The organism is Lentzea californiensis, assembly GCF_024648825.1.
GTDB lineage: Bacteria > Actinomycetota > Actinomycetes > Mycobacteriales > Pseudonocardiaceae > Lentzea > Lentzea californiensis.
Genome location: NZ_JANBBE010000019.1, coordinates 35,052 through 53,208 on the forward strand (window position 1 = coordinate 35,052; position 18,157 = coordinate 53,208).

At 68.5% G+C, this 18,157-nt stretch carries 19 protein-coding genes; 7 read left to right on the forward strand and 12 right to left on the reverse strand.

What is annotated here, in order from left to right; genetic code table 11:
• The first annotated feature begins 120 nt into the window (after nt 1-120).
• Both LX88_RS40650 and LX88_RS40655 read left to right on the forward strand, forming a co-directional pair.
• Entirely contained in the window at nt 121-1,500 is a 1,380-nt protein-coding gene (locus tag LX88_RS40650; RefSeq protein ID WP_258953080.1) for an endo-beta-N-acetylglucosaminidase, read from the forward strand.
• A gap of 27 nt (nt 1,501-1,527) precedes the next feature.
• Nucleotides 1,528-2,046, forward strand: coding sequence for a GH85 family endohexosaminidase C-terminal domain-containing protein (locus tag LX88_RS40655; RefSeq protein ID WP_258953081.1), 519 nt, complete (start codon nt 1,528-1,530; stop codon nt 2,044-2,046).
• Here LX88_RS40655 and LX88_RS40660 read toward each other — a convergent pair.
• A complete protein-coding gene (locus tag LX88_RS40660) occupies nt 2,030-3,739 on the reverse strand; it encodes a discoidin domain-containing protein (RefSeq protein WP_258953082.1) in 1,710 nt (569 codons plus the stop codon). The genes LX88_RS40655 and LX88_RS40660 overlap by 17 nt on opposite strands.
• A 213-nt stretch (nt 3,740-3,952) precedes the next feature.
• Here LX88_RS40660 and LX88_RS40665 point away from each other — a divergent pair, with 213 nt between their 5' ends.
• From LX88_RS40665 to LX88_RS40675, 3 genes are read left to right on the forward strand one after another with little or no spacing between them, the layout of a single operon-like run.
• Nucleotides 3,953-4,789: a DUF1996 domain-containing protein gene (locus LX88_RS40665; RefSeq protein WP_258953083.1), complete on the forward strand. Its 837-nt coding sequence runs from the start codon at nt 3,953-3,955 to the stop codon at nt 4,787-4,789.
• A 2-nt stretch (nt 4,790-4,791) separates the two neighbouring features.
• Nucleotides 4,792-5,244 (forward strand): hypothetical protein, encoded by a 453-nt coding sequence (locus LX88_RS40670; RefSeq protein WP_258953084.1) that lies wholly within the window; start codon nt 4,792-4,794, stop codon nt 5,242-5,244.
• A 5-nt stretch (nt 5,245-5,249) separates the two neighbouring features.
• Nucleotides 5,250-6,221: a LacI family DNA-binding transcriptional regulator gene (locus LX88_RS40675; protein ID WP_258953085.1), complete on the forward strand. Its 972-nt coding sequence runs from the start codon at nt 5,250-5,252 to the stop codon at nt 6,219-6,221.
• 1 nt (nt 6,222) lies between these two features.
• Here LX88_RS40675 and LX88_RS40680 read toward each other — a convergent pair whose 3' ends face one another.
• The 3 genes from LX88_RS40680 to LX88_RS40690 are packed head-to-tail and all read right to left on the reverse strand — an operon-like array spanning nt 6,223 to nt 8,119.
• Entirely contained in the window at nt 6,223-6,879 is a 657-nt protein-coding gene (locus LX88_RS40680; RefSeq protein ID WP_258953086.1) for a hypothetical protein, read from the reverse strand.
• Nucleotides 6,876-7,709 carry an ATP-binding cassette domain-containing protein gene (locus LX88_RS40685; RefSeq protein WP_258953087.1) on the reverse strand — a complete coding sequence of 278 codons (834 nt, stop codon included), beginning with the start codon at nt 7,707-7,709 and terminating at the stop codon, nt 6,876-6,878. The genes LX88_RS40680 and LX88_RS40685 overlap by 4 nt, the downstream gene beginning before the upstream one ends.
• A gap of 41 nt (nt 7,710-7,750) precedes the next feature.
• The gene (locus LX88_RS40690; protein WP_090065114.1) at nt 7,751-8,119 is read right to left on the reverse strand and encodes a GntR family transcriptional regulator; all 369 of its coding nucleotides are present in this window, start codon (nt 8,117-8,119) and stop codon (nt 7,751-7,753) included.
• 64 nt (nt 8,120-8,183) lie between these two features.
• Between LX88_RS40690 and LX88_RS40695 the strand changes: the two genes are divergently transcribed.
• Together LX88_RS40695 and LX88_RS40700 are read left to right on the forward strand one after the other, a co-directional pair.
• Nucleotides 8,184-9,002 (forward strand): DMT family protein, encoded by an 819-nt coding sequence (locus tag LX88_RS40695; protein WP_258953088.1) that lies wholly within the window; start codon nt 8,184-8,186, stop codon nt 9,000-9,002.
• The gene (locus tag LX88_RS40700) at nt 8,999-9,694 is read left to right on the forward strand and encodes an SDR family oxidoreductase (protein WP_258953089.1); all 696 of its coding nucleotides are present in this window, start codon (nt 8,999-9,001) and stop codon (nt 9,692-9,694) included. Before LX88_RS40695 ends, LX88_RS40700 begins: the two co-directional genes overlap by 4 nt.
• Nucleotides 9,695-9,757: 63 nt before the next feature.
• Here the strand turns inward: LX88_RS40700 and LX88_RS40705 are convergent, their stop codons facing one another.
• The 8 genes from LX88_RS40705 to LX88_RS40745 all read right to left on the reverse strand — a co-directional run bounded on the left by LX88_RS40705 (nt 9,758) and on the right by LX88_RS40745 (nt 18,085).
• A complete protein-coding gene (locus LX88_RS40705) occupies nt 9,758-9,955 on the reverse strand; it encodes an MbtH family protein (RefSeq protein ID WP_090010828.1) in 198 nt (65 codons plus the stop codon).
• Nucleotides 9,956-9,976: 21 nt separating this feature from the next.
• Nucleotides 9,977-11,227, reverse strand: a complete 1,251-nt coding sequence (locus LX88_RS40710) for a lysine N(6)-hydroxylase/L-ornithine N(5)-oxygenase family protein (RefSeq protein WP_258953090.1) — start codon at nt 11,225-11,227, stop codon at nt 9,977-9,979.
• Nucleotides 11,228-11,452: 225 nt separating this feature from the next.
• Nucleotides 11,453-12,787, reverse strand: coding sequence for a GH1 family beta-glucosidase (locus LX88_RS40715; protein WP_258953091.1), 1,335 nt, complete (start codon nt 12,785-12,787; stop codon nt 11,453-11,455).
• A complete protein-coding gene (locus tag LX88_RS40720; protein WP_258953092.1) occupies nt 12,780-13,736 on the reverse strand; it encodes an ABC transporter ATP-binding protein in 957 nt (318 codons plus the stop codon). The genes LX88_RS40715 and LX88_RS40720 overlap by 8 nt, the downstream gene beginning before the upstream one ends.
• Nucleotides 13,733-14,551, reverse strand: a complete 819-nt coding sequence (locus tag LX88_RS40725) for an ABC transporter permease (protein ID WP_258953093.1) — start codon at nt 14,549-14,551, stop codon at nt 13,733-13,735. Before LX88_RS40725 ends, LX88_RS40720 begins: the two co-directional genes overlap by 4 nt.
• A gap of 7 nt (nt 14,552-14,558) precedes the next feature.
• Complete coding sequence (locus LX88_RS40730) at nt 14,559-15,539, reverse strand: ABC transporter permease (RefSeq protein WP_258953094.1); 981 nt, start codon at nt 15,537-15,539, stop codon at nt 14,559-14,561.
• The gene (locus tag LX88_RS44730; RefSeq protein ID WP_177224532.1) at nt 15,536-16,441 is read right to left on the reverse strand and encodes an ABC transporter ATP-binding protein; all 906 of its coding nucleotides are present in this window, start codon (nt 16,439-16,441) and stop codon (nt 15,536-15,538) included. Before LX88_RS44730 ends, LX88_RS40730 begins: the two co-directional genes overlap by 4 nt.
• Nucleotides 16,442-18,085, reverse strand: coding sequence for an ABC transporter substrate-binding protein (locus LX88_RS40745; RefSeq protein ID WP_258953095.1), 1,644 nt, complete (start codon nt 18,083-18,085; stop codon nt 16,442-16,444). It lies immediately after the preceding gene.
• Between the last annotated feature and the right edge of the window lie 72 nt (nt 18,086-18,157).

The window sequence follows — 18,157 nt, forward strand, 5'->3', positions numbered from 1 at the left end:
CGACAGAATGTTTCCCCGGAGCGGCTCGTCACCCACCGCAGCGGACCGGGACGTTGTCGTCCTGTCCAGTCACCGCAGCGGCGGTATGCGGCGAATCAGACGGCCCACGAGGGTGATCCCGTGCCCACCAGGAGACAGTTCCTCGTTCTGAGCTCCACAGCAGCACTCACCAGTCTGCTGTCCGAGACTCCCGCGTCCGCAGCCGATGCCGCGCAGCCGTACGCGTCCTACTGGCATCCGGCCACGATCCTCGACTGGGATCCGTCGACCGACCGGGACGCGAGGTACAACCGCAGCGCGGTGCCGCTCGCGCGACGCGTCGTCCCGGCCAGACCGGCCAACGCGCACGCCCACCCGAACGAGGCCAGGGTGCAGGCCCTGGTGGCCTACGCGCCGACGAGCGGCAACCCCGCGCAGGGTGCGCTCGACATGAACTACTACGCCACGAACTACTGGCAGTACATCGACGAACTGGTGTTCTGGGGCGGTTCGGCGTCCGAGGGCCTGATCCTCGCACCGAACCCGACCGTCACCGACGCCGCACACCGCAACGGCGTGCGCGTGATCGGCAACGTGTTCCTCCCGCCGACGGCGTACGGCGGCCAGATCCAGTGGGTCCGCGACTTCGTCCGGCGCGAGGGCGACAGGTTCCCCGTAGCGGACAAGATGGTCCAGGTCGCACGCCACTACGGCTTCGACGGCTGGTTCCTCAACCAGGAGACCGCCGGTGGCAACACCCAGCTCGCGAACGACATGCGCGACTTCATCGTGTACATGAAGAAGTCCGGGTTGCGGGTCATCTGGTACGACGCGATGACCGACAGCGGCAGCGTCAGCTGGCAGAACGCCCTGACCGCGCGCAACCGGATGTTCTTCGAGCAGTCCGACGAGATGTTCATGAACTTCTGGTGGAGCACGCAGGGACTCGCGAACTCCGCCGCGCTCGCCCGGCAGATGGGCCGCAGCCCGTACGACCTGGCGTCCGGTGTGGACGTCGAGGCCGGCGGCTACAACACCAGCGTCGGCTGGGCCTCGGTCTTCCCCGAGGGCAAGCCGCACGTGACGTCGCTCGGCTTCTACCGTCCGGAGTGGACGTTCAAGTCGGCCACGGGCCCCGCCGACTTCTACGTCCGCGACAACAGGTTCTGGGTCGGCCCCAACGGTGATCCGTCGAACACCACGACGACGGCGAACTGGAAGGGCGTCGCCCACTACGTCACCGAGCTGACCCCGATCACGACGCTCCCGTTCGTGACGAACTTCAACACCGGTCACGGCAGGAGGTTCGCCGTCAACGGCACCGTCCGGTCGGAGCAGGCCTGGAACAACCTGTCGCTGCAGGACGTCCTGCCGACCTGGCGGTGGAGCGTCACGGGCACCGGCACGAAGGTCACCCCGTCGCTCGACTGGGACGACCCGTACGACGGCGGCACCTCGCTGAAGATCACCGGCACACCGCAGTCCGCCAACGACGTCCGGCTGTTCGCGACGTCGCTGTAGCTCACCGGCGGCAGCCAGTTCGAGGTCGTGCACCGCACCGGCACCGGTCCGTCGCGGCTGCAGGCGGTCCTGCGGTTCGGGACGACCGAACGCGTCCTGGACCTCGGCGGCGTCAGCGGGGCCTGGCGGCGCAGCGTGTTCCCGCTGGGCGAGCACGCCGGCGCGACGCTCACGGAGATCTCCCTTCGGGTCCTTCCGGGAGTCGCGATCACCGCGTTCATCGGCCGGATCGGGGTCACGAACCCGGTCATGACTCCCCCGGCGGCACCGTCCGGCCTCCAGGTCGAGCAGGTGAGCCGCACCGGCGCCACGACGGCGTCGGCACGGCTCACCTGGACGCGCTCACCCGGTGCGATCCGGCAGTACCGGGTCTACAAGTGGACCGGTTCCGAGCGGATCTTCCTCGGCGGCACGGCGAACGACGCGTACTTCGTGCCGGCGATCCCGCTGGGCTCCGGCGAGACCGCGCAGATCGAGGTCGAGGCGGTCAGCGAGGCGTTCGACGTCTCGCCGCCGGCCAGGACCTCCGTCACTGGTACACCCTGACGTAGTCCAGCACCATGTCCTGCGGCAGCTGCGTCCCGGCCCCCGGCGGGCCGGGCCAGTCGCCGCCGACGGCGTTGTTGATGATCAGGAAGAACGGGTGGTCGAAGACCCACGGACCGCGGGTGGTCTCCAGCTGTTCCCGGTCGACGGTGAAGAACCTGTTGCCGTCCACGCTGAACGTCATGTGGCTGGAGTCCCACTCGACCGCGAACGTCCGGAAGGCACTGGACGCGGGCTGGCCGAGGTCGAGCGGTGACCCGTACCCGCCCGCCCCGAAGTACTGGGGCGCGTGCAACGTCGAGTACACCCGGTTCGGTTCCTTGCCGACGTGCTCCATGATGTCGATCTCGCCGGTGTAGGGCCACGGCCTGCGCTGGTCGAAGAAGTCCGCGCCCAGCATCCAGAACGCGGGCCACAACCCCTGCGTCGACGACACCTTGATGCGCGCCTCGACCCGGCCGTAGGTGAAGGTGAACTTGCCGTACGTGTTCAGCCGCGCCGACGTGTACTGGCAGGTCCCGCTGCCGCTGACCGGGTCCACCGGGCACGCGCTGCCGGGCGTGACCTCGCGCCGGGCCTGCAGCACCAGGTTGCCGTTGCCGTCGTGCCGGGCGTTGTTGTTGTTCGTGTAGTACTGCAGCTCGTTGTTCACACCGGGACCGGTCTCCGGCTGCCACTTCGAGGCGTCGGGCGCGGTGCCCGCGGGCGCGTTGAACTCGTCACCCCACACCAGCCGGCCCGGGAACGACGGGTTCGGCGGCAGCGGCGGCGGCGTGATGGGAGCGCCGCCCGTGCCGTAGACCTGGAACTCCCACAGCGAGTAGCCATATCCGTTCGACCTGGCCGTGCCGTACATGCGCACGTACCGGCCGGTGCCGCTGACCGTCAGCGTCTCCTTGAACCCGCGGCCGGTCGTGGTCGAGTAGATCTCGCGCCAGCTCGAGTTGTTGTCGGAGACCTCGATCCGGTACGCCGTCGCGAACGCGGGATCCCACTGCAGCACGACCTTCGAGATCGTGGCGGTGGCGCCGAGGTCGACGGAGATCCAGCCGGGGTCGACCCAGCCGTTCGTCGCGCTGGTCGCCCAGCGCGTGGCCGGATCGCGGTCGAACGCCTTGGCCGGGGTGCACTGGCCGCAGTTCGCGTCGTCCTGGAACGTCGACGCGGTACCGGCCCTGCCGTACGAGAGCAGGGTTTCCGCAGTCCCGGTGCCCGGCGTGCCGAACACCTGGAACTCCCACAGCGAGTAACCCCACTGCGTGGCTCGCTGGGTGAGGTCGAGGCGCACGTACCGGCCGGTGCCGGTGACCGGGAGCGTCTCGGTGCCGCCAGGTCCTGTCGTCGTTCGACGAAGTTCCTGCCAGGTGGTGCCGTCGGCGGAGATGCTGAGCGTGTAGGCCCGCGCGCTCGCGGTCTCCCAGGCCAGCACCACCTGGTCGACCCGTGCGGACGAGCCGAGGTCGATCTGGATCCACTGCGGGTCACCGAACGAGCTGGACCAGCGCGTGCCGAGATCCCCGTCCACCGCCGAGGCGGCGCCGAACGCGACGTTCTCGCTGCTGGAGGCGGTGACCGGGCGGTTCTGCGAGATCAGCGGACCGGCGGCGGAAGCCTGTACCGGAACGATCAGAGCGGCCGCGACCACGGCCGCGGCGAACAGGGGGAGTCTTCCGCGTTGAAGCCTTCCTGACATGGATGCTCCTGGGGCCGGAGAACGGGTGGGGACGGCGAGAGAGCGCTCTCTGCGACAGGAGTCAGAGCCGAGAGTCAGGGCACCGGGCACGCCCTGTCAAGAAAACCGGGACTTCTGAACGTTTCTTGCGGATTGACGGCCGATTACGCGCTGCGCCATGCTCGGTGAGCGTGAGAGCGCTCTCCCAATCCTGCTGCGGAGAGGAAAGCTTCAATGAGGAAGCCCTTGTTCCACATCGCCGCCGTCATCGGGCTGATAGCCACCGCACTCAGCATTCCCGTTGCGGCACAAGGAGAACCAGTCCGCGTGGCCGAGTTCCTCGCGGAGTGCCCGATCAGCCACCGGCTGGCGGACGACCCGATCGTCCTGCCGAACCTGGCAGGCGCATCGCACTTCCACGACTTCTTCGGCAACCACTCGACGAACGCCCGGTCCACCCAGCAGTCGCTGGAGGGCGAGACCGGCAACTGCAACCCGGCCTCGGACATCTCGTCCTACTGGGTCCCGACGCTGTACCGGAACAACACCGCGATCGCCCCCACCGGCGTCACCTTCTACTACCTCGGTGAGGGCGTGAACAACCCGGCGGCGATCCAGCCCACGCCGTACGGGCTGAAGATCGTGGCGGGCAACGCGAAGGCCACCGGTGATGCCGACAGCATCGCGCGCTGGTCCTGCCTGCACGCCGGGCACGTCAACCCGTCCAAGAACTTCGTGACCTGCCCGGCGGGCACGATGCTCGAGACCTACCTGGACTTCCCGCAGTGCTGGGACGGCCGCAACCTCGACTCGGCCGACCACAAGTCCCACATGTCGTACCCGGTCGCGGGCGGCTGCCCGTCGAGCCACCCCGTCTCGGTGCCGAAGCTGCGCATGGTGCTGCGGTATCCGGTCAACGGCAGCACCGCCGGGCTGCGACTCGCTTCCGGTACCGGGCAGACGATGCACGGTGACTTCTTCAACGTGTGGCCGCGCGCCGAGATGGAGCGCCGCGTCCGCAACTGTCTCAACGTGGTGATCAAGTGCGACCACAACGGCAACCACGGATGACAATGCTCCTGCTGGCAGGCCTTCTCGTGGCCTGCCAGCAGGCTCCACCCCCGTCCTCCCCCGCACCGTCTCCGCAGAACGGTTACGGTGCGACGGAAAGAGCGTTCGTCGAGCTCGCCATCGCGACCGACGAGCAGGCGCTCAAGCTGCTCGACCTCACGGACTCCGCCGAGCTCAAGGAGAACAGGAACATCGAACTCGCCGAACTGAGGAAGCTGCTCGACGCGCCGTACGTGAACAACCACGCCGGGCACGACATGCCGGGCATGCCGACGGACGCCGAGATCCAGCTCGCCTCCACGAACCCCGACGCCCTGAAGCAGTTCGTGCGCACGCACCTCACCGAGTCGCTGGAGGTGTTGAAGTCGGCAGGTCCGGCGATCACCCACCCGCCGACCGCCGAGGTGGTCGAGCTGATGCGACGCCACCGCACGGCGGAGCTGGCGGCCGGGTGAAGCGCGTGACGCTGGAGGAGGTGGCCCGCGTGGCCGGGGTGTCGCGCGCGACCGCGTCGAGAGTCGTCAACGGCGCGTCCAGCGTCGACGAGTCGCTGCGGCACGCCGTCCAGAGGGCAATCTCCAGCACCGGTTACCTGCCGAACATAGCCGCGCGCTCGCTCGTCACGCGCCGGGCCGACGCGATCGGGTTGCTGCTGCCCGACGAACGCCGCATGGACGGCGACCCGCACCTCGCGAGCGTCGTCAGCGGCGTGACCCGCGTCGTCCGGCCGCTGGGCGTCCACCTGGTGCTGATGATGACCGGGCCGGGCACGCGCGAGCAGGCGATGAGCGACCTGCGGTGCGGCCGGCTGGACGGCGTGATCCTCGTGCACACCGACCCGGCGGACCCGGTGCCGGGCCAGCTGATCGCGGCCGGACTCCCCGTGGTACTGGCCGGCCGCCCGCTCGAACCGATGCCGATCACCTACGTCGACGTGAACCAGACAGCCGGTGCCGCACTGGCCGCACGACGCCTCAAGTCGTTGCAGTGCAACAGGATTGCGACGATCACCGGCCCGCAGGACACACCGGCGGGCCAGGACCGGCTCGCCGGGTTCCTCGCCGAGGTGCCGGACGCCGTGGTGGTGCACGGGGACTTCACCCGGCAGTCCGGTATGGCCGCGATGGAGAGGTTGATCCGCTGCTGCCCGGACGTCGACGGCGTGTTCATCGCCTCCGACCTGATGGCGAACGGCGCCATCCCGGTGCTGCACCGCAGCGGCCGCAAGGTTCCCGACGACGTGGCGGTCGTCGGGTTCGACGACAGCAGTGCCGCGCTGACGTCCGAACCCGAGCTCACGACCGTCCGCCAGCCGATCACCGACATGGCCGCCGAGATGGCGCGTCAGCTGCTGCGCCAGATCACCGAACCGCGCTCCCCCGCCGTGTCGGTGGTCTTCGAACCGTCGCTGGTGGTGCGGGACAGCGGCTGAGTCACGTCCGCGTCCTGATCGGCATGTCCCTCGCGATCGCCCAGGTGCCGGCCAGCGCGGCCACGAACGACACCGCGAGCAGCACGTGCCACTCCGGTCCGTGCACGTCCGGGATCCCGTCGATGAACGGCAGGTTGCCCGACCCCGGAACCTGCACGCGTGTCACGACCACGAGCGCCAGTGCGACCGGCAGCACGAAGGTCCCGCCCGCGCCGAACCTGTCGAACGCCGCCGCGCAGAGCATGCCCACGGCGATCCAGACGAGGTACATCAGCAGGTACGTGAGCTGGGTGCTGTGCTCGTCCGCACGCCAGTCCATCAGCGAGTAGATCCCGCCCTCGGCGAGGAACCCGAGCCATTCGACCGCCGTCATGACGAGTGCCAGCACGACGGAGAACCCGGACGCGGCGACGAGGAACTCGCGCCGCGTCCGGCCGTGCGCGACAGCGATCGGCAGCATGGTGTGGATCGCGTAGACGCCCATGAACAACAGGAACCAGGGCCCGATCTGGGACGCGACGACGTTCCACGCGCTGATCTCGACGTCCCGGAAGACCGAGACGACGAACGTCAGGGCCACGACGAACGCGAACGCGCCGCCGGCGACCATCGCGGAGAAAGTGGTGAGGGACGCGGTCAGGAGGCGGAAGGTCTTCACCGCTTGCCTCCGACCGTGTCGGTGAGGTGGACGAACAGGTCCTGCAACGCGATCGGGCCGAGCTCGAGGCCGAGCCGGCGGGCGCGAACCAGCTGCTCGTCGTCCAGAGTGCCGTAGACCATCGCGGCCTTCGTGCGCCCCAGCGACTTCTCGCTGAGCACGGTGAGTCCGAGGGTGAAGTCGTCGACGTCGGAGGCGTTCCCCGTGACCTCGGTGCCGCGCGAGCGCAGCACGTCGGCCTCCTCCTGCAACACCAGCCGGCCGCCGTCGATGATCAGCACCTCCTCCAGCAACGAGGCGAGCTCCTCGATGAGGTGCGTGGAGATGATGATCGTGCGCGGGTTCTCCATGAAGTCGTGGAGCAGCGCGTCGTAGAACGCGTATCGGGTCGGTGTGTCCATGCCGAGGTGCGACTCGTCGAGCATCGTCAGCGGCGAACGGCTGGCGAGTCCGATGACCACGCCGAGTGCCGAGCGCTGACCGAGCGACAGTTCGCCGACCTTGGTCTTCAGGCCGATCTTGAACAGCTCCGCGAGCTCCAGCGCGTAGTCGTTGTCCCACGTGTCGCGCCACGCGGCGCCGTACGCCAGGACGTGCGAGACCTTGTCGCCCTTGTCCGCGGCGTCGGCGGTGTGCCGTACCAGGCACACCTGTCGCGTCGCGGCGGCGTTCTCGAAGACCGGCAGGCCGTCCAGCTGAACGGATCCTGAAGGCCTGCGGTACCCCGCCAGTGCCGACATCAGGCTGGTCTTGCCGGAGCCGTTGCGACCCAGCAACCCGTAGATCTTGTTGCCGGACAAGGAGAAGCTCATGTCGTCAATGGCCGTCACGTCGCCATAGCGCACCGTTAAGCCCTGCACGTCGACCCGCATCACACGCCCCCGTTGTTCTCGTGCTGTTCGATCCGGCGGATGACGTCGGCGAGCGGAATGCCGATGGCGAGCGCCTCCGCCACCATCGGGTCCACGACCTCGCCGAAGAAGGTCTCCCGCCCCTGTGCCCGCAGCATGTCGCGAGCCTGAGCGCTCACGAACATCCCGATCCCCCTCTTCTTGTAGAGCACCTGTTCGTCCACGAGCTGCTGAAAGGCCTTCGCCGCCGTGGCCGGGTTGATCCGGTAGTAGGAGGCGTACTGGTTGGTCGACATGACCTGCTCGTCCGCCTTCAACGCCCCGCTGACCACGTCCGCCTTGATCCGGTCGGCGATCTGCCGGTAGATCGGGCTCCGGTCGTCGAACATCGCTACTTCCTTGGTTCGTTACTCATGTAATGAACCATAGCAGTGACGGCGTAGCATTGGCCACGTGGTCGGGGTCGCGATTCTGTGCGCGGTGCTCGCGGCCGGGTGCAGCGCACTCGGCGCGATGTGGCAGCACGCCGGTGTCCGCGAGACAGGCGACCTGAAGCTGACTTCCGCACTCCAGCTCGTGCGGTCCCGCCGCTGGGTCCACGGGTTCCTGGTGCTCCTCGCGTGCGCGGTCCTGCAGGTCGTCGCGCTGTCACTGGCCCCGGTCTCGGTCGTGGCCCCGCTGAACGCGCTGGCCATCCCGATCATCGCGGTGTGCCGCGCGCGACGGCCGTCCGGCCTGCTCGCCGTGGCGGTGCTCGTCGCGACGGCGGGCATCGTCGTGTTCGTGTCCATCACGGCGGGCGAGGCGGTACCGACCCAGGTGTCGCCGAAGGTAGCGCTGCAAGCCGGTCAGCTCGTCGTCGCGGGCGTGCTGGTGTGCGTCGTGGCCGCCACCTTCACCGTGGGCGCCGTACGCGCCCTGGCGCTCTCCGTGGGCGCCGGCATCGCGTACGGACTGGTCGCCGTGCTGGTCAGGGACGTCACGACCGGCCTTCCCGTGGTCGAGTGGGTCTCACTCGGCGGGCTGGCCGTCGCCTTCCTGACCGGGGCGTGGTTCATCCAGCTCGGGTACGCCGCCGGGCCGCCGGACCTCGTCGTGGCCGGGCAGACCGTCGTGAACCCGATCGTCGCGGCGTGGATCGGCATCAAACTGCTCGGCGAGGGCACGGGCATGAGCGGGCTGTCGCAGGCAGGCCTGGTGATCAGCGCCGTGGCCGCGGTGTCCGGCACCGTGGTGCTGGCGTACTACCACCGTGTCAGAGTCACAGCATGAACCCCGAGAAGGAGTTCAACACCGTCGTCACGGGTGGCAGCGGTTCGCTGGGCAAGCACGTCGTCGCCGCGTTGCCGGGCGCACGGTCGGTTTCGCGTTCGAGCGGCACGGATCTGGTGCGCGGCACAAGCTTGGGCGCTCTCAGGGCGGACGTGGTCGTGCACTGCGCGACGTCGTTCCGGCACGAGGTGCGGATGGTTCGGACCGTACTGGCCTCGAAGCCCGCGCACCTGGTCTACATCTCGATCGTCGGCTGCCACGAGGTGCCGCTCCCCTACTACAAGCAGAAGCTCGCCGCCGAGCGGGTGATCATCGATTCCGGTGTGCCGCACACGATCCTGCGGGCCACGCAGTTCCACTCGTTGCTGCGCACCATGTTCGACGGCGCGTCGAAGCTGCCGTTGATGCTCGTGCCGGGGTTCCGGTTCCAGCCGGTCGACGAGGCCGAGGTGGGCCTGGAACTCGCGGCGCTGGCCCAGGCTCCGCCGGCGGGCAAGGCACCCGAGATGGGCGGGCCGGAGATCCGCGAAGCCGTCGACTTCGCCCAGGCATACCTGGCCGCGACGGGGAAGAAGCGCACGCTCGTGCCGTTGAAGGTGCCCGGGGCGACCTACCGCGCCTACCGCGCGGGCGGGAACCTGACTCCCGGCCGCGCGGTAGGGGTGCGAACGTTCGAGGACTACCTCATGTGAGTTCGCGTCGGTCGTCCGACCGGCTTCCCGGCGAACTCACCGCCGTCTGCGAAGCAGCGGCGATCAAACACGGATCGACAGCGGGCGCAGGTCCGTCCAGTTCTCCTCGACGTAGGCCAGGCAGGCCTCGCGGCTCTCCTCACCGAAGACCTTGGTCCACCCGGCGGGCACCTCCGCGAACACCGGCCACAGCGAGTGCTGCTGCTCTTCGTTGACCAGCACGAAGAAACGGCCCTGCGGGTCCTCGAACGGGTTGGTCATGACGGGTCCTTCCTGACGGAACTACTTGACTGCGTGGAGCTTGGGTTCGGTGTGGTGCTGCTGCACCCGTCGCAGCACCGAGTCGAGGATCTCGCCGACGCGCACGGCCGTGTTCGACAGCAGCGACGACGTGATGCCGTGCGTGTGTTCGGTGCCGCCCTGCAGGTAGATGCCGCCGCGCAGGCCGTCGTCCGTGACGACGCGGTAGTCGCGGGTCACCTTCAGGCGGCCGAGCTCGTCGCGTTCGCAGTGGACGGCGAGGTCGCCGAGCAGCCTGACCGGGTTCGCGGGGCGGTAGCCCGTCGCGTAGACGATCACGTCGGCGTCGATCGGCAGCTGGCCGCCGTCGGCGAGCGACTCGACCACGCACTTGCCGTCGGCCGTCACGTCGGTGAGCCTGGAGGTGTTGTGCAGCAACAACCTCTGCCTGCCGACGACCTTCTCGCGGTACACCCGCCGGTACAGCTCCTCGATCAGGTCGCCGTCGACCACGCCGTAGTTCGTGTTGGCGTGGTAGCCCATGAGCCTGCGCTTGACCTCCTCCGGCGCGGCGTAGAAGTCGTCCACGGCGGCGGGGTCGAAGATCCGGTTCGCGAACGAGCTGTCGTCGGCGGGGCTGTAGCCGTAGCGCGCGAAGACGCCGTGCACCTCGGCCTGCGGGAACCGGTCGTGGAAGAAGGCGACGGCCTCGGCGGCGCTCTGCCCGGCGCCGACCACGACGACCTGGCGCGGGTCCTTGAGCGTGTCGACGCGGGTCAGCAGGTCCTTGTTGTGCCAGATCCGGTCGCTCGTCTCGATGCCGTCCGGCAGGTTGGCCTCGAGGCCGGTCGCCAGCACCAGGTTGCGCGTCCTGACCTGCTGCCCGTCGGCGGTGAACTCGAAGCCGTCGTCGGCCGCACGGACCTGGGAGACCTCAGAGCCGTACGACACGTGGTGCCCGACCCGTTCGGCGGCCCACTCGAAGTAGTCGTGGAACTCCTTGCGCAGCGGGAAGAGGTTCTTGTGGTTGACGAAGTCGATCAACCGGCCGCGGTCGCGCAGGTAGCACAGGAAGCTGAACCCGCTGGTGGGGTTGCGCAGCGTGACAAGGTCCTTGAGGAACGACACCTGCATCGTGGCGTCTTCCAGCAACATCCCCCGGTGCCAGCCGAAGCGCGGCTGCCTCTCGAAGAAGCGAGCCCTGACGGGCAGCTCGTGTTCCTCCACGGCGATCGCGAGAGCGAGGTTGGACGGCCCGAAGCCTATTCCGGCCAGGTCTAAAACCGGTTCCATCGCGATCCTCTCCTGGCACTCCACGGTGGCGTAAAGTAACCCTAACTTAACTAAGGTATGCCTTAGCTAGTGCTTTCGGGCGTGATCTACGCCGCTGGCCGGGAGAACGCTCGTGCACGAGTACGGCTCCACCGGGATCCGAGCCGTGAAAATGGAACCGGCCCGGCCGCCGTGGGGGCGCAGAGATTCCACGACGGCCGGGCCGGAGACTGGGCGGACCAGGCGTTATGCCTCGGACCGGGTGATCAGGTCGCGGAACCACCGCGCGCTCTGCTTCAGGGTCCGCTCCTGCGTCTCGTAGTCGACGCGGACGATGCCGAAGCGCTTGCCGTAGCCGTAGCCCCACTCGAAGTTGTCCATCAGCGACCACGCGAGGTAGCCGCGCACGTCCGCGCCGGCCCGCACGGCGGCGGCCACGGCCTCGACGTGCGACTTCAGGTACTCGACCCGGTCGGTGTCGGCCACGTGGCCGTCCACGACGTCGAGGTCGTCGAAGGCCGCGCCGTTCTCGGTGATCACCATCGGCACGCCGTAGTCCTGGTGCAGGCGGACCAGCAGCGAGGTGAAGCCCTCCGGCACGATCTCCCAGCCCATCGCCGTGACCGGACGGCCCTGCGGCACCACCTCGGACACGGCCAGGTCGCCGGTCGCCCTGTGGACGTGCGAGGTGTAGTAGTTGACGCCGAAGACGTCCAGCGGCGTCGAGATGACCTCCAGGTCGCCGGGGCGGACCGGGATCTCGGCACCGCGCGCGGCGATGTCGGCCAGCACGTCCTCCGGATACCGCCCGTGCACCAGCGGGTCCAGGTGGATCCGGGTGCCCAGGCCGTCAGCGCGCCGGGCAGCGTCCACGTCCCTCGGGTCGTCGGACGCCGGGCTGTGGGTGCCCATGTTCAGCGTGATGCCCAACGACGCCACGCCGCGCGTCCGGAGTTCCCGCGCGGCCAGGCCGTGCGCCAGCAGCAGGTGGTGGGTGGCGCGCATGGCCTCGGCGAAGTTCGTGCGGCCCGGCGCGTGCCTGCCGACGTCGTAGCCGAGCATCGCCGAGCACCAGGGCTCGTTCAGCGTCGTCCACGTCGGCACGCGGTCGCCCAGCGCGTCGTGCACCAGGCCCGCGAACTCGGCGAAGCGGTAGGCGGTGTCGCGGTGCGGCCAGCCGCCCGCGTCCTCCAGTTCCTGCGGCAGGTCCCAGTGGTAGAGCGTCAGCCACGGGTCGACGCCCTTGTCCAGCAGCTCGTCGACGAGCCGGGAGTAGAAGTCGATGCCCTTCGGGTTCACCGGGCCGCGGCCGCCGGGCTGGATGCGCGGCCACGACACGGAGAAGCGGTACTTGTCGACGCCCAGACGCGCGATCATCTCCACGTCGGACGGCATGCGGTGGTAGTGATCGCAGGCCACGTCGCCGGTCTCACCGTTCTCGACGGCACCGGGGCGACGGGAGAACGTGTCCCAAATGGACAGTGTTCTGCCGTCCTCGTCGTACGCGCCCTCGATCTGGTACGCCGAGGTCGCCACGCCCCAGAAAAAATCAGCCGGCAGACCCGCGATCACGTCAGACACGCACGTCCTCCAACCAGCACGCCACGCGGCGGCTCTCCTCGACGGACTCCAGCGACGGCATCCGCTCGCCGCACACGTCCATCGCGGTCGGGCACCGCGGGTGGAACGGGCAGCCCGGCGGCATCGAGCGCAGGTCCGGGGGTGAGCCCGGAATGCCCTTCAGCTCACGGCGCGGTCCGCGCAAGGCCGGGAACGAGCCCAGCAGGCCCTGGCTGTACGGGTGCTTGGCGGCGCGGTAGATCTCGCTCGCCGGCGCCTCCTCGACCACGCGCCCGCCGTACATGATCGCGATGCGGTCGGAGAACTCGACCAGCAGCGAGATGTCGTGCGTGATGAAGACGACCGAGAAGCCGAGCGTCTCGCGCAGCCGCATCATCTGGCCGAGGATCTGCCGCTGCACCACCACGTCGAGCGCGGTGGTCGGCTCGTCCATGATGACGATCTCGGGTTCCAGCGCGAGCGCCATCGCGATCATCACGCGCTGCCGCATGCCGCCGGAGAGCTGGTGCGGGTACGACGACAGCCGGTCGGTCGGGATGCCGACGAGCGACAGCAGCTCGCGGCCGCGGGCCGACCGCTGCGGGCGTTTCATCTGCGGCCGGTGCGTGCGCAGCACGTCGTCGATCTGCGTGCCGACCGAGATCACCGGGTTCAGGGCGTTCATCGCGCCCTGGAACACGATCGCGATCTCGTTCCAGCGCAGCACCTGCAACTGCTTGTCGGTCAGCGACAGCAGGTCCTGGCCCTTGAACAGCACCTGGCCGGACGGCACCTTGCCCGGTACCTGCAGCAGGCGGGTCGCGGCGTAGGCCAGAGTGGACTTGCCGCTGCCGCTCTCCCCCGCCAGACCGAGCACCTCGCCCGCGTTCAGCGTCAGCGAGACGTTGTGCACGGCCCTCAGGTTGCCGTAGTCGACCGAGAGATCGCGGATCTCCAGCACCGGGCTCATGCGCGCACCTTCCGCAGGCGGGGATTCGCGTACTCGTCGATCCCGAAGTTGATCAGAGCCAGCGCCGTGCCCAGCAACGCGATGCACAGGCCGGCGGGGACGAACCACCACCACGCGCCCAGGCCGAGCGCCTGGTTGCTCTGCGCCCAGAACAGGATCGTGCCCCAGTTCCAGGTCGACAGCGAGATCACGCCGACGAACGACAGGGTGATCTGCAGCATGACCGCGAAGATCACCGTGCCGACGAAGCCGGACCCGATCACGGCCAGCAGGTTGGGCAGCACCTCGAACACGATGATGCGCCAGGTCCGTTCCCCGGACGCCCGCGCGGCCTCCACGAAGTCCCTGCGCCGCAACGACATCGTCTGCGCGCGCAGGATTCGCGCGCCCCACGCCCACGCGGTCAGGCTGATCACCGCGGCGATCAGGACCGTGTCCGCCGAGGGCAGCATCGAGGCCACGATGATGATCAGCGGCAAGGCCGGGATCACCAGGAAGATGTTGGACAGCATGGACAACGCCTCGTCGGCCGCGCCGCCCAGGAACCCGGCGGTCACGCCGACCAGGATCGACAGGAAGGTCGCCAGCACACCGCAGACCAGCCCGACGACCATCACTCCTCTGGTGCCCACGAGCACCTGGGAGAAGATGTCCTGCCCGGTCATGGTCGTGCCGAACCAGTGCGCGCCCGAGGGCGGCGACAGCAGGTCGTCGCTCATGGCGGACGGGTCGTACGGCGCGATCCACTCGCCGATCACGGCGAGCAGCGCGAAGAAGGCGAGGATGCCCAGGCCCAGTTTCGTCTTGAAGTTCATCGGAGTATCAGCCCTCCCGCCGCGTGCGCGGGTCCAGCAGCAGGTAGCCGATGTCCGCGAGCAGGTTCGCCACCAGCACCGCCAGTGTGATCACCAGGAACACTCCCTGCATCAACGGGTAGTCCTTCGCGCCGATGCCCTGGAACAGCACGTATCCCAGGCCCGGGTAGGAGAACACCATCTCGACCAGCAGGGCGCCGCCGACGATGAAACCCAGCGACAGCGCGAAACCGGAGATCGACGGCAGCACGGCGTTGCGTGCGGCGTAGGCGAACATGATCCTCTTCTGCGTGAGGCCCTTGGCCCGCGCGACGAGCACGTAGTCCTCCGCCGTCACGGTCACCATCATGTTGCGCATGCCGAGGATCCAGCCGGCCACCGAGCTCACGACGATCGTGATGCCGGGCAGCACGGCGTGCTCCAGGACGCTGCCGATGAACTCGCCGGAGAACTCCGGCACGAGGCCCGGCGCGTAGCCGCCGGACGCCGGGAACAGCGGCCACGTCACGGAGAACAGCGAGATCGCGATCAGCCCGAGCCAGAAGTACGGGATGGACGACAGGAACGTCGTGATCGGGATGAGGTTGTCCATCCACGAACCGCGCTTCCAGCCCGCGTAGACGCCCAGCAGCGTGCCGAGCAGGAACGCGATGACCGTGGTGACGCCGACCAGCCCGAGCGTCCACGGCATGGACTGCGAGAGCACGTCGGCGACGGGCGTCGGGAAGAACGTGAACGACAGCCCGAGGTCGCCCCGCACCAGGGAGGCCCAGTAGTCGACGTACTGCTCCCAGATCGACTTGTTCTCGTCGAGCCCGAAGAGGACGTACAGCGACGCCATGGCGTCGCTGTTGAGCCGGCCGCCGAGCTTGGTGATCATCGCCTGCACCGGGTCGCCCGGGAGCAGGCGCGGCAGCAGGAAGTTCGCCGTGATCGCCGCCCAGAGGGTGACCAAGTAGAACAGCGCGCGGCGGAGCAGGAACGTCATGCCGCCGCCTCCACGTACAACCAGCAGGCCGCCCAGTGCCCGTAGGAGTCGACCTCGGTGCGCGGTGGCGCCTCGGTCCAGCAGCGGGACTGCACCTTCGGGCAGCGCGGCGCGAACTGGCAGCCGGTGGAGACCTCGGCGGTCTCCTCCAGCGGCGCGTCCAGCGCGATCACCGACCGTTCCGGGTCGGGCGCCGACTCGATCAGCAGCTGCGTGTACGGGTGGGCCGGCCGCTGCGTCACGGACTCGCTGTCGCCGCCCTCGACGATCTGCCCGCCGTACATCACGAACGTCTCGTCAGCGAAGTAGCGCGCCGACGCGATGTCGTGGGTGATGTAGAGGACGGCGAGCTTCAGCCGTTCCTTGAGGTCCAGCAACAGGTTCAGCACGCCGAGCCGGATGGAGACGTCCAGCATGGACACCGGCTCGTCGGCGAGCAGCACCTCGGGACTGGCCGCGAGCGCCCGTGCGATCGCGACGCGCTGCCGTTGACCGCCCGACAGCTCGTGCGGGTACCGCGAGGCGAAGTCCACGGGCAGGTTCACCCGCTGCAGCAGCTCCTCCACCGTCTCGGTCCGCTTGTGGATCTTCAGCGGCCGGGTCAGGTGGTAGCGGATCGTGTGCACGGGGTTGAGGGACGCGAAGGGGTCCTGGAACACCATCTGGACCTTGCGCCGGTACTCCCGGACCCTCCGCACCTTCTCGCCGTCCAGCAGGATCTCGCCGGAGGTGGGTTCCACGAGCCGCGCGAGCAGCTTCGCCACCGTCGACTTGCCCGACCCGGATTCGCCGACGAGGGCGGTCACGCGCCCACGGCGCAGGACGATGGAGACGTCCTGCACCGCGCGCACGCGCTTGTAGGTCTTGACCAGACCCTTCGCTTCAAGCGCGACTTCGTTCATCTAGGACCCCGCGGGCTTCAGCTTCATGACGATCTGCAGGGCGTTCGGCAGGGTGGCCTGCGGCGGACCGTACGGGTCCTCCTCGGTGGGCCAGCCGACCCAGTTCTTCGTGCTGTACTCCGCACCGATCGGGCCGGCGGAGGTCGGGATCATGGGGACCTGCTCGACCATGATCTTCTGCAGCACCGCGAGGGCCTTGGCCCGCGCCGCGTCGTCCGGCGCGTTGGCGTACTCGGCCAGCGCCGCGGTCGCCTCGGGGTTGTTGTAGCGGCCGAAGTTCACCGCCGCGGTCTGCCCCATCGGCTTGATCTCCGCGCCGTCCATGATGTTCTGGTACATCTCGTACGGCGTCGCGCCGGTGTTGGTCCAGCGCAGCGAGCCCTGGAACGCGCCGTTCGCGAAGTCGGTCGTCCACGAGTCCGCCGTCTGCGTGCGCACGGTCGCCTCGATGCCGATCTTCTTCAGGTCGCCCTTGATGATGTCGAGGACCGTCAGGTAGTCCGACCAGCCGGACGGGTTCGTGAGCTCGATGGTGACCGGCTTGCCGTCCGGCGCCTTGAGCACGTCGCCCTCGAGCTTGAAGCCGGCGGCCGTGAGCTTCTGCTTCGCCCCGTCCACGTCGATCTTGAACTTGGCGTCCTTGTACTCCGGCGCGAGGAAGGAGTCACCGGCGGGCAACGGCATGCCGGTCTTCGACTCGAGCTTCGGGAACAGGCGGGCCTCGCCCTTGACGAAGATCGCCTCGCGGTCGATCACGTCGCTCATCGCGGAACGCAGCGCGGCGTTGTCGAACGGCGCCACCGTCGTGTTCAGCCACAGGCCGTGGATGCCGAGACCGGCGGGGAACCAGAGCTTGTGGTGCGCCGGGTCCTTGTCGACGTAGAGCTTTTGGTAGTCCGGGATGAAGACGTACGACCACTGGCTCGCGCCCGACGCCAGTGCGGTCGTCTGCGCCGTGTTGTCGTTGTACGAGGTGTACTGGATCTCCGGAACCTTGGGCAGTTCCTGCCAGTACTCCGCACGCCGGGCGATCGTGACGGTCTGCGAGGTGAACGACTTCAGCTCGTACGGACCGGTGCCGACGGGCTTCGGGTTCGTGTAGGTCGTCGGGTCGGGGATGGTGCTCCACACGTGCTGCGGAACCACCATCGCGCTGATGACCTTGTTGCGGTTCACGAACTGCGGACTCGCGAACGACACCTCGACCTTGTTGTCCGGCGTCGCCGTCGCGGTCTCGACCTTGAGCGAGTCGCGGTTGTTGAGCGCCGGCCACTTCTTGAGGATCTCGTACGAGAAGGCGACGTCAGCGGCCGTGAGCGGCTTGCCGTCGGACCACTTCACGTTCTCCCGGATCGTGAAGGTGACCTTCTTGTAGTCGGGCGTCCAGTCCCACTTCGTGGCGAGCCACGGCACCGGGTCCTGGGCCGGGCGCGTGTTGTTCACGAACGCCAGCGGCTCGTAGATCTGGTAGCGGTAGCCGAGCGAGCCTGCCGCGGACGTGGGCAGGAACGGGTTGTGGTTCTCGGTCAGCGGCCCGTTGGGCATGCCCACGGTCAGCACTCCGGCAGCCTTGGTGGCGCCACCAGAGGAGCAACCGGTCGCCGCGAGCGCCAGTGCTAACGCGACGATGACTGTTCTGCGCATGGGGGAATCTCCCGATACGACGGTGTATGAGAGCGCTCTCTCATACGTACGGCGAACTGGCCAGGCCGCATG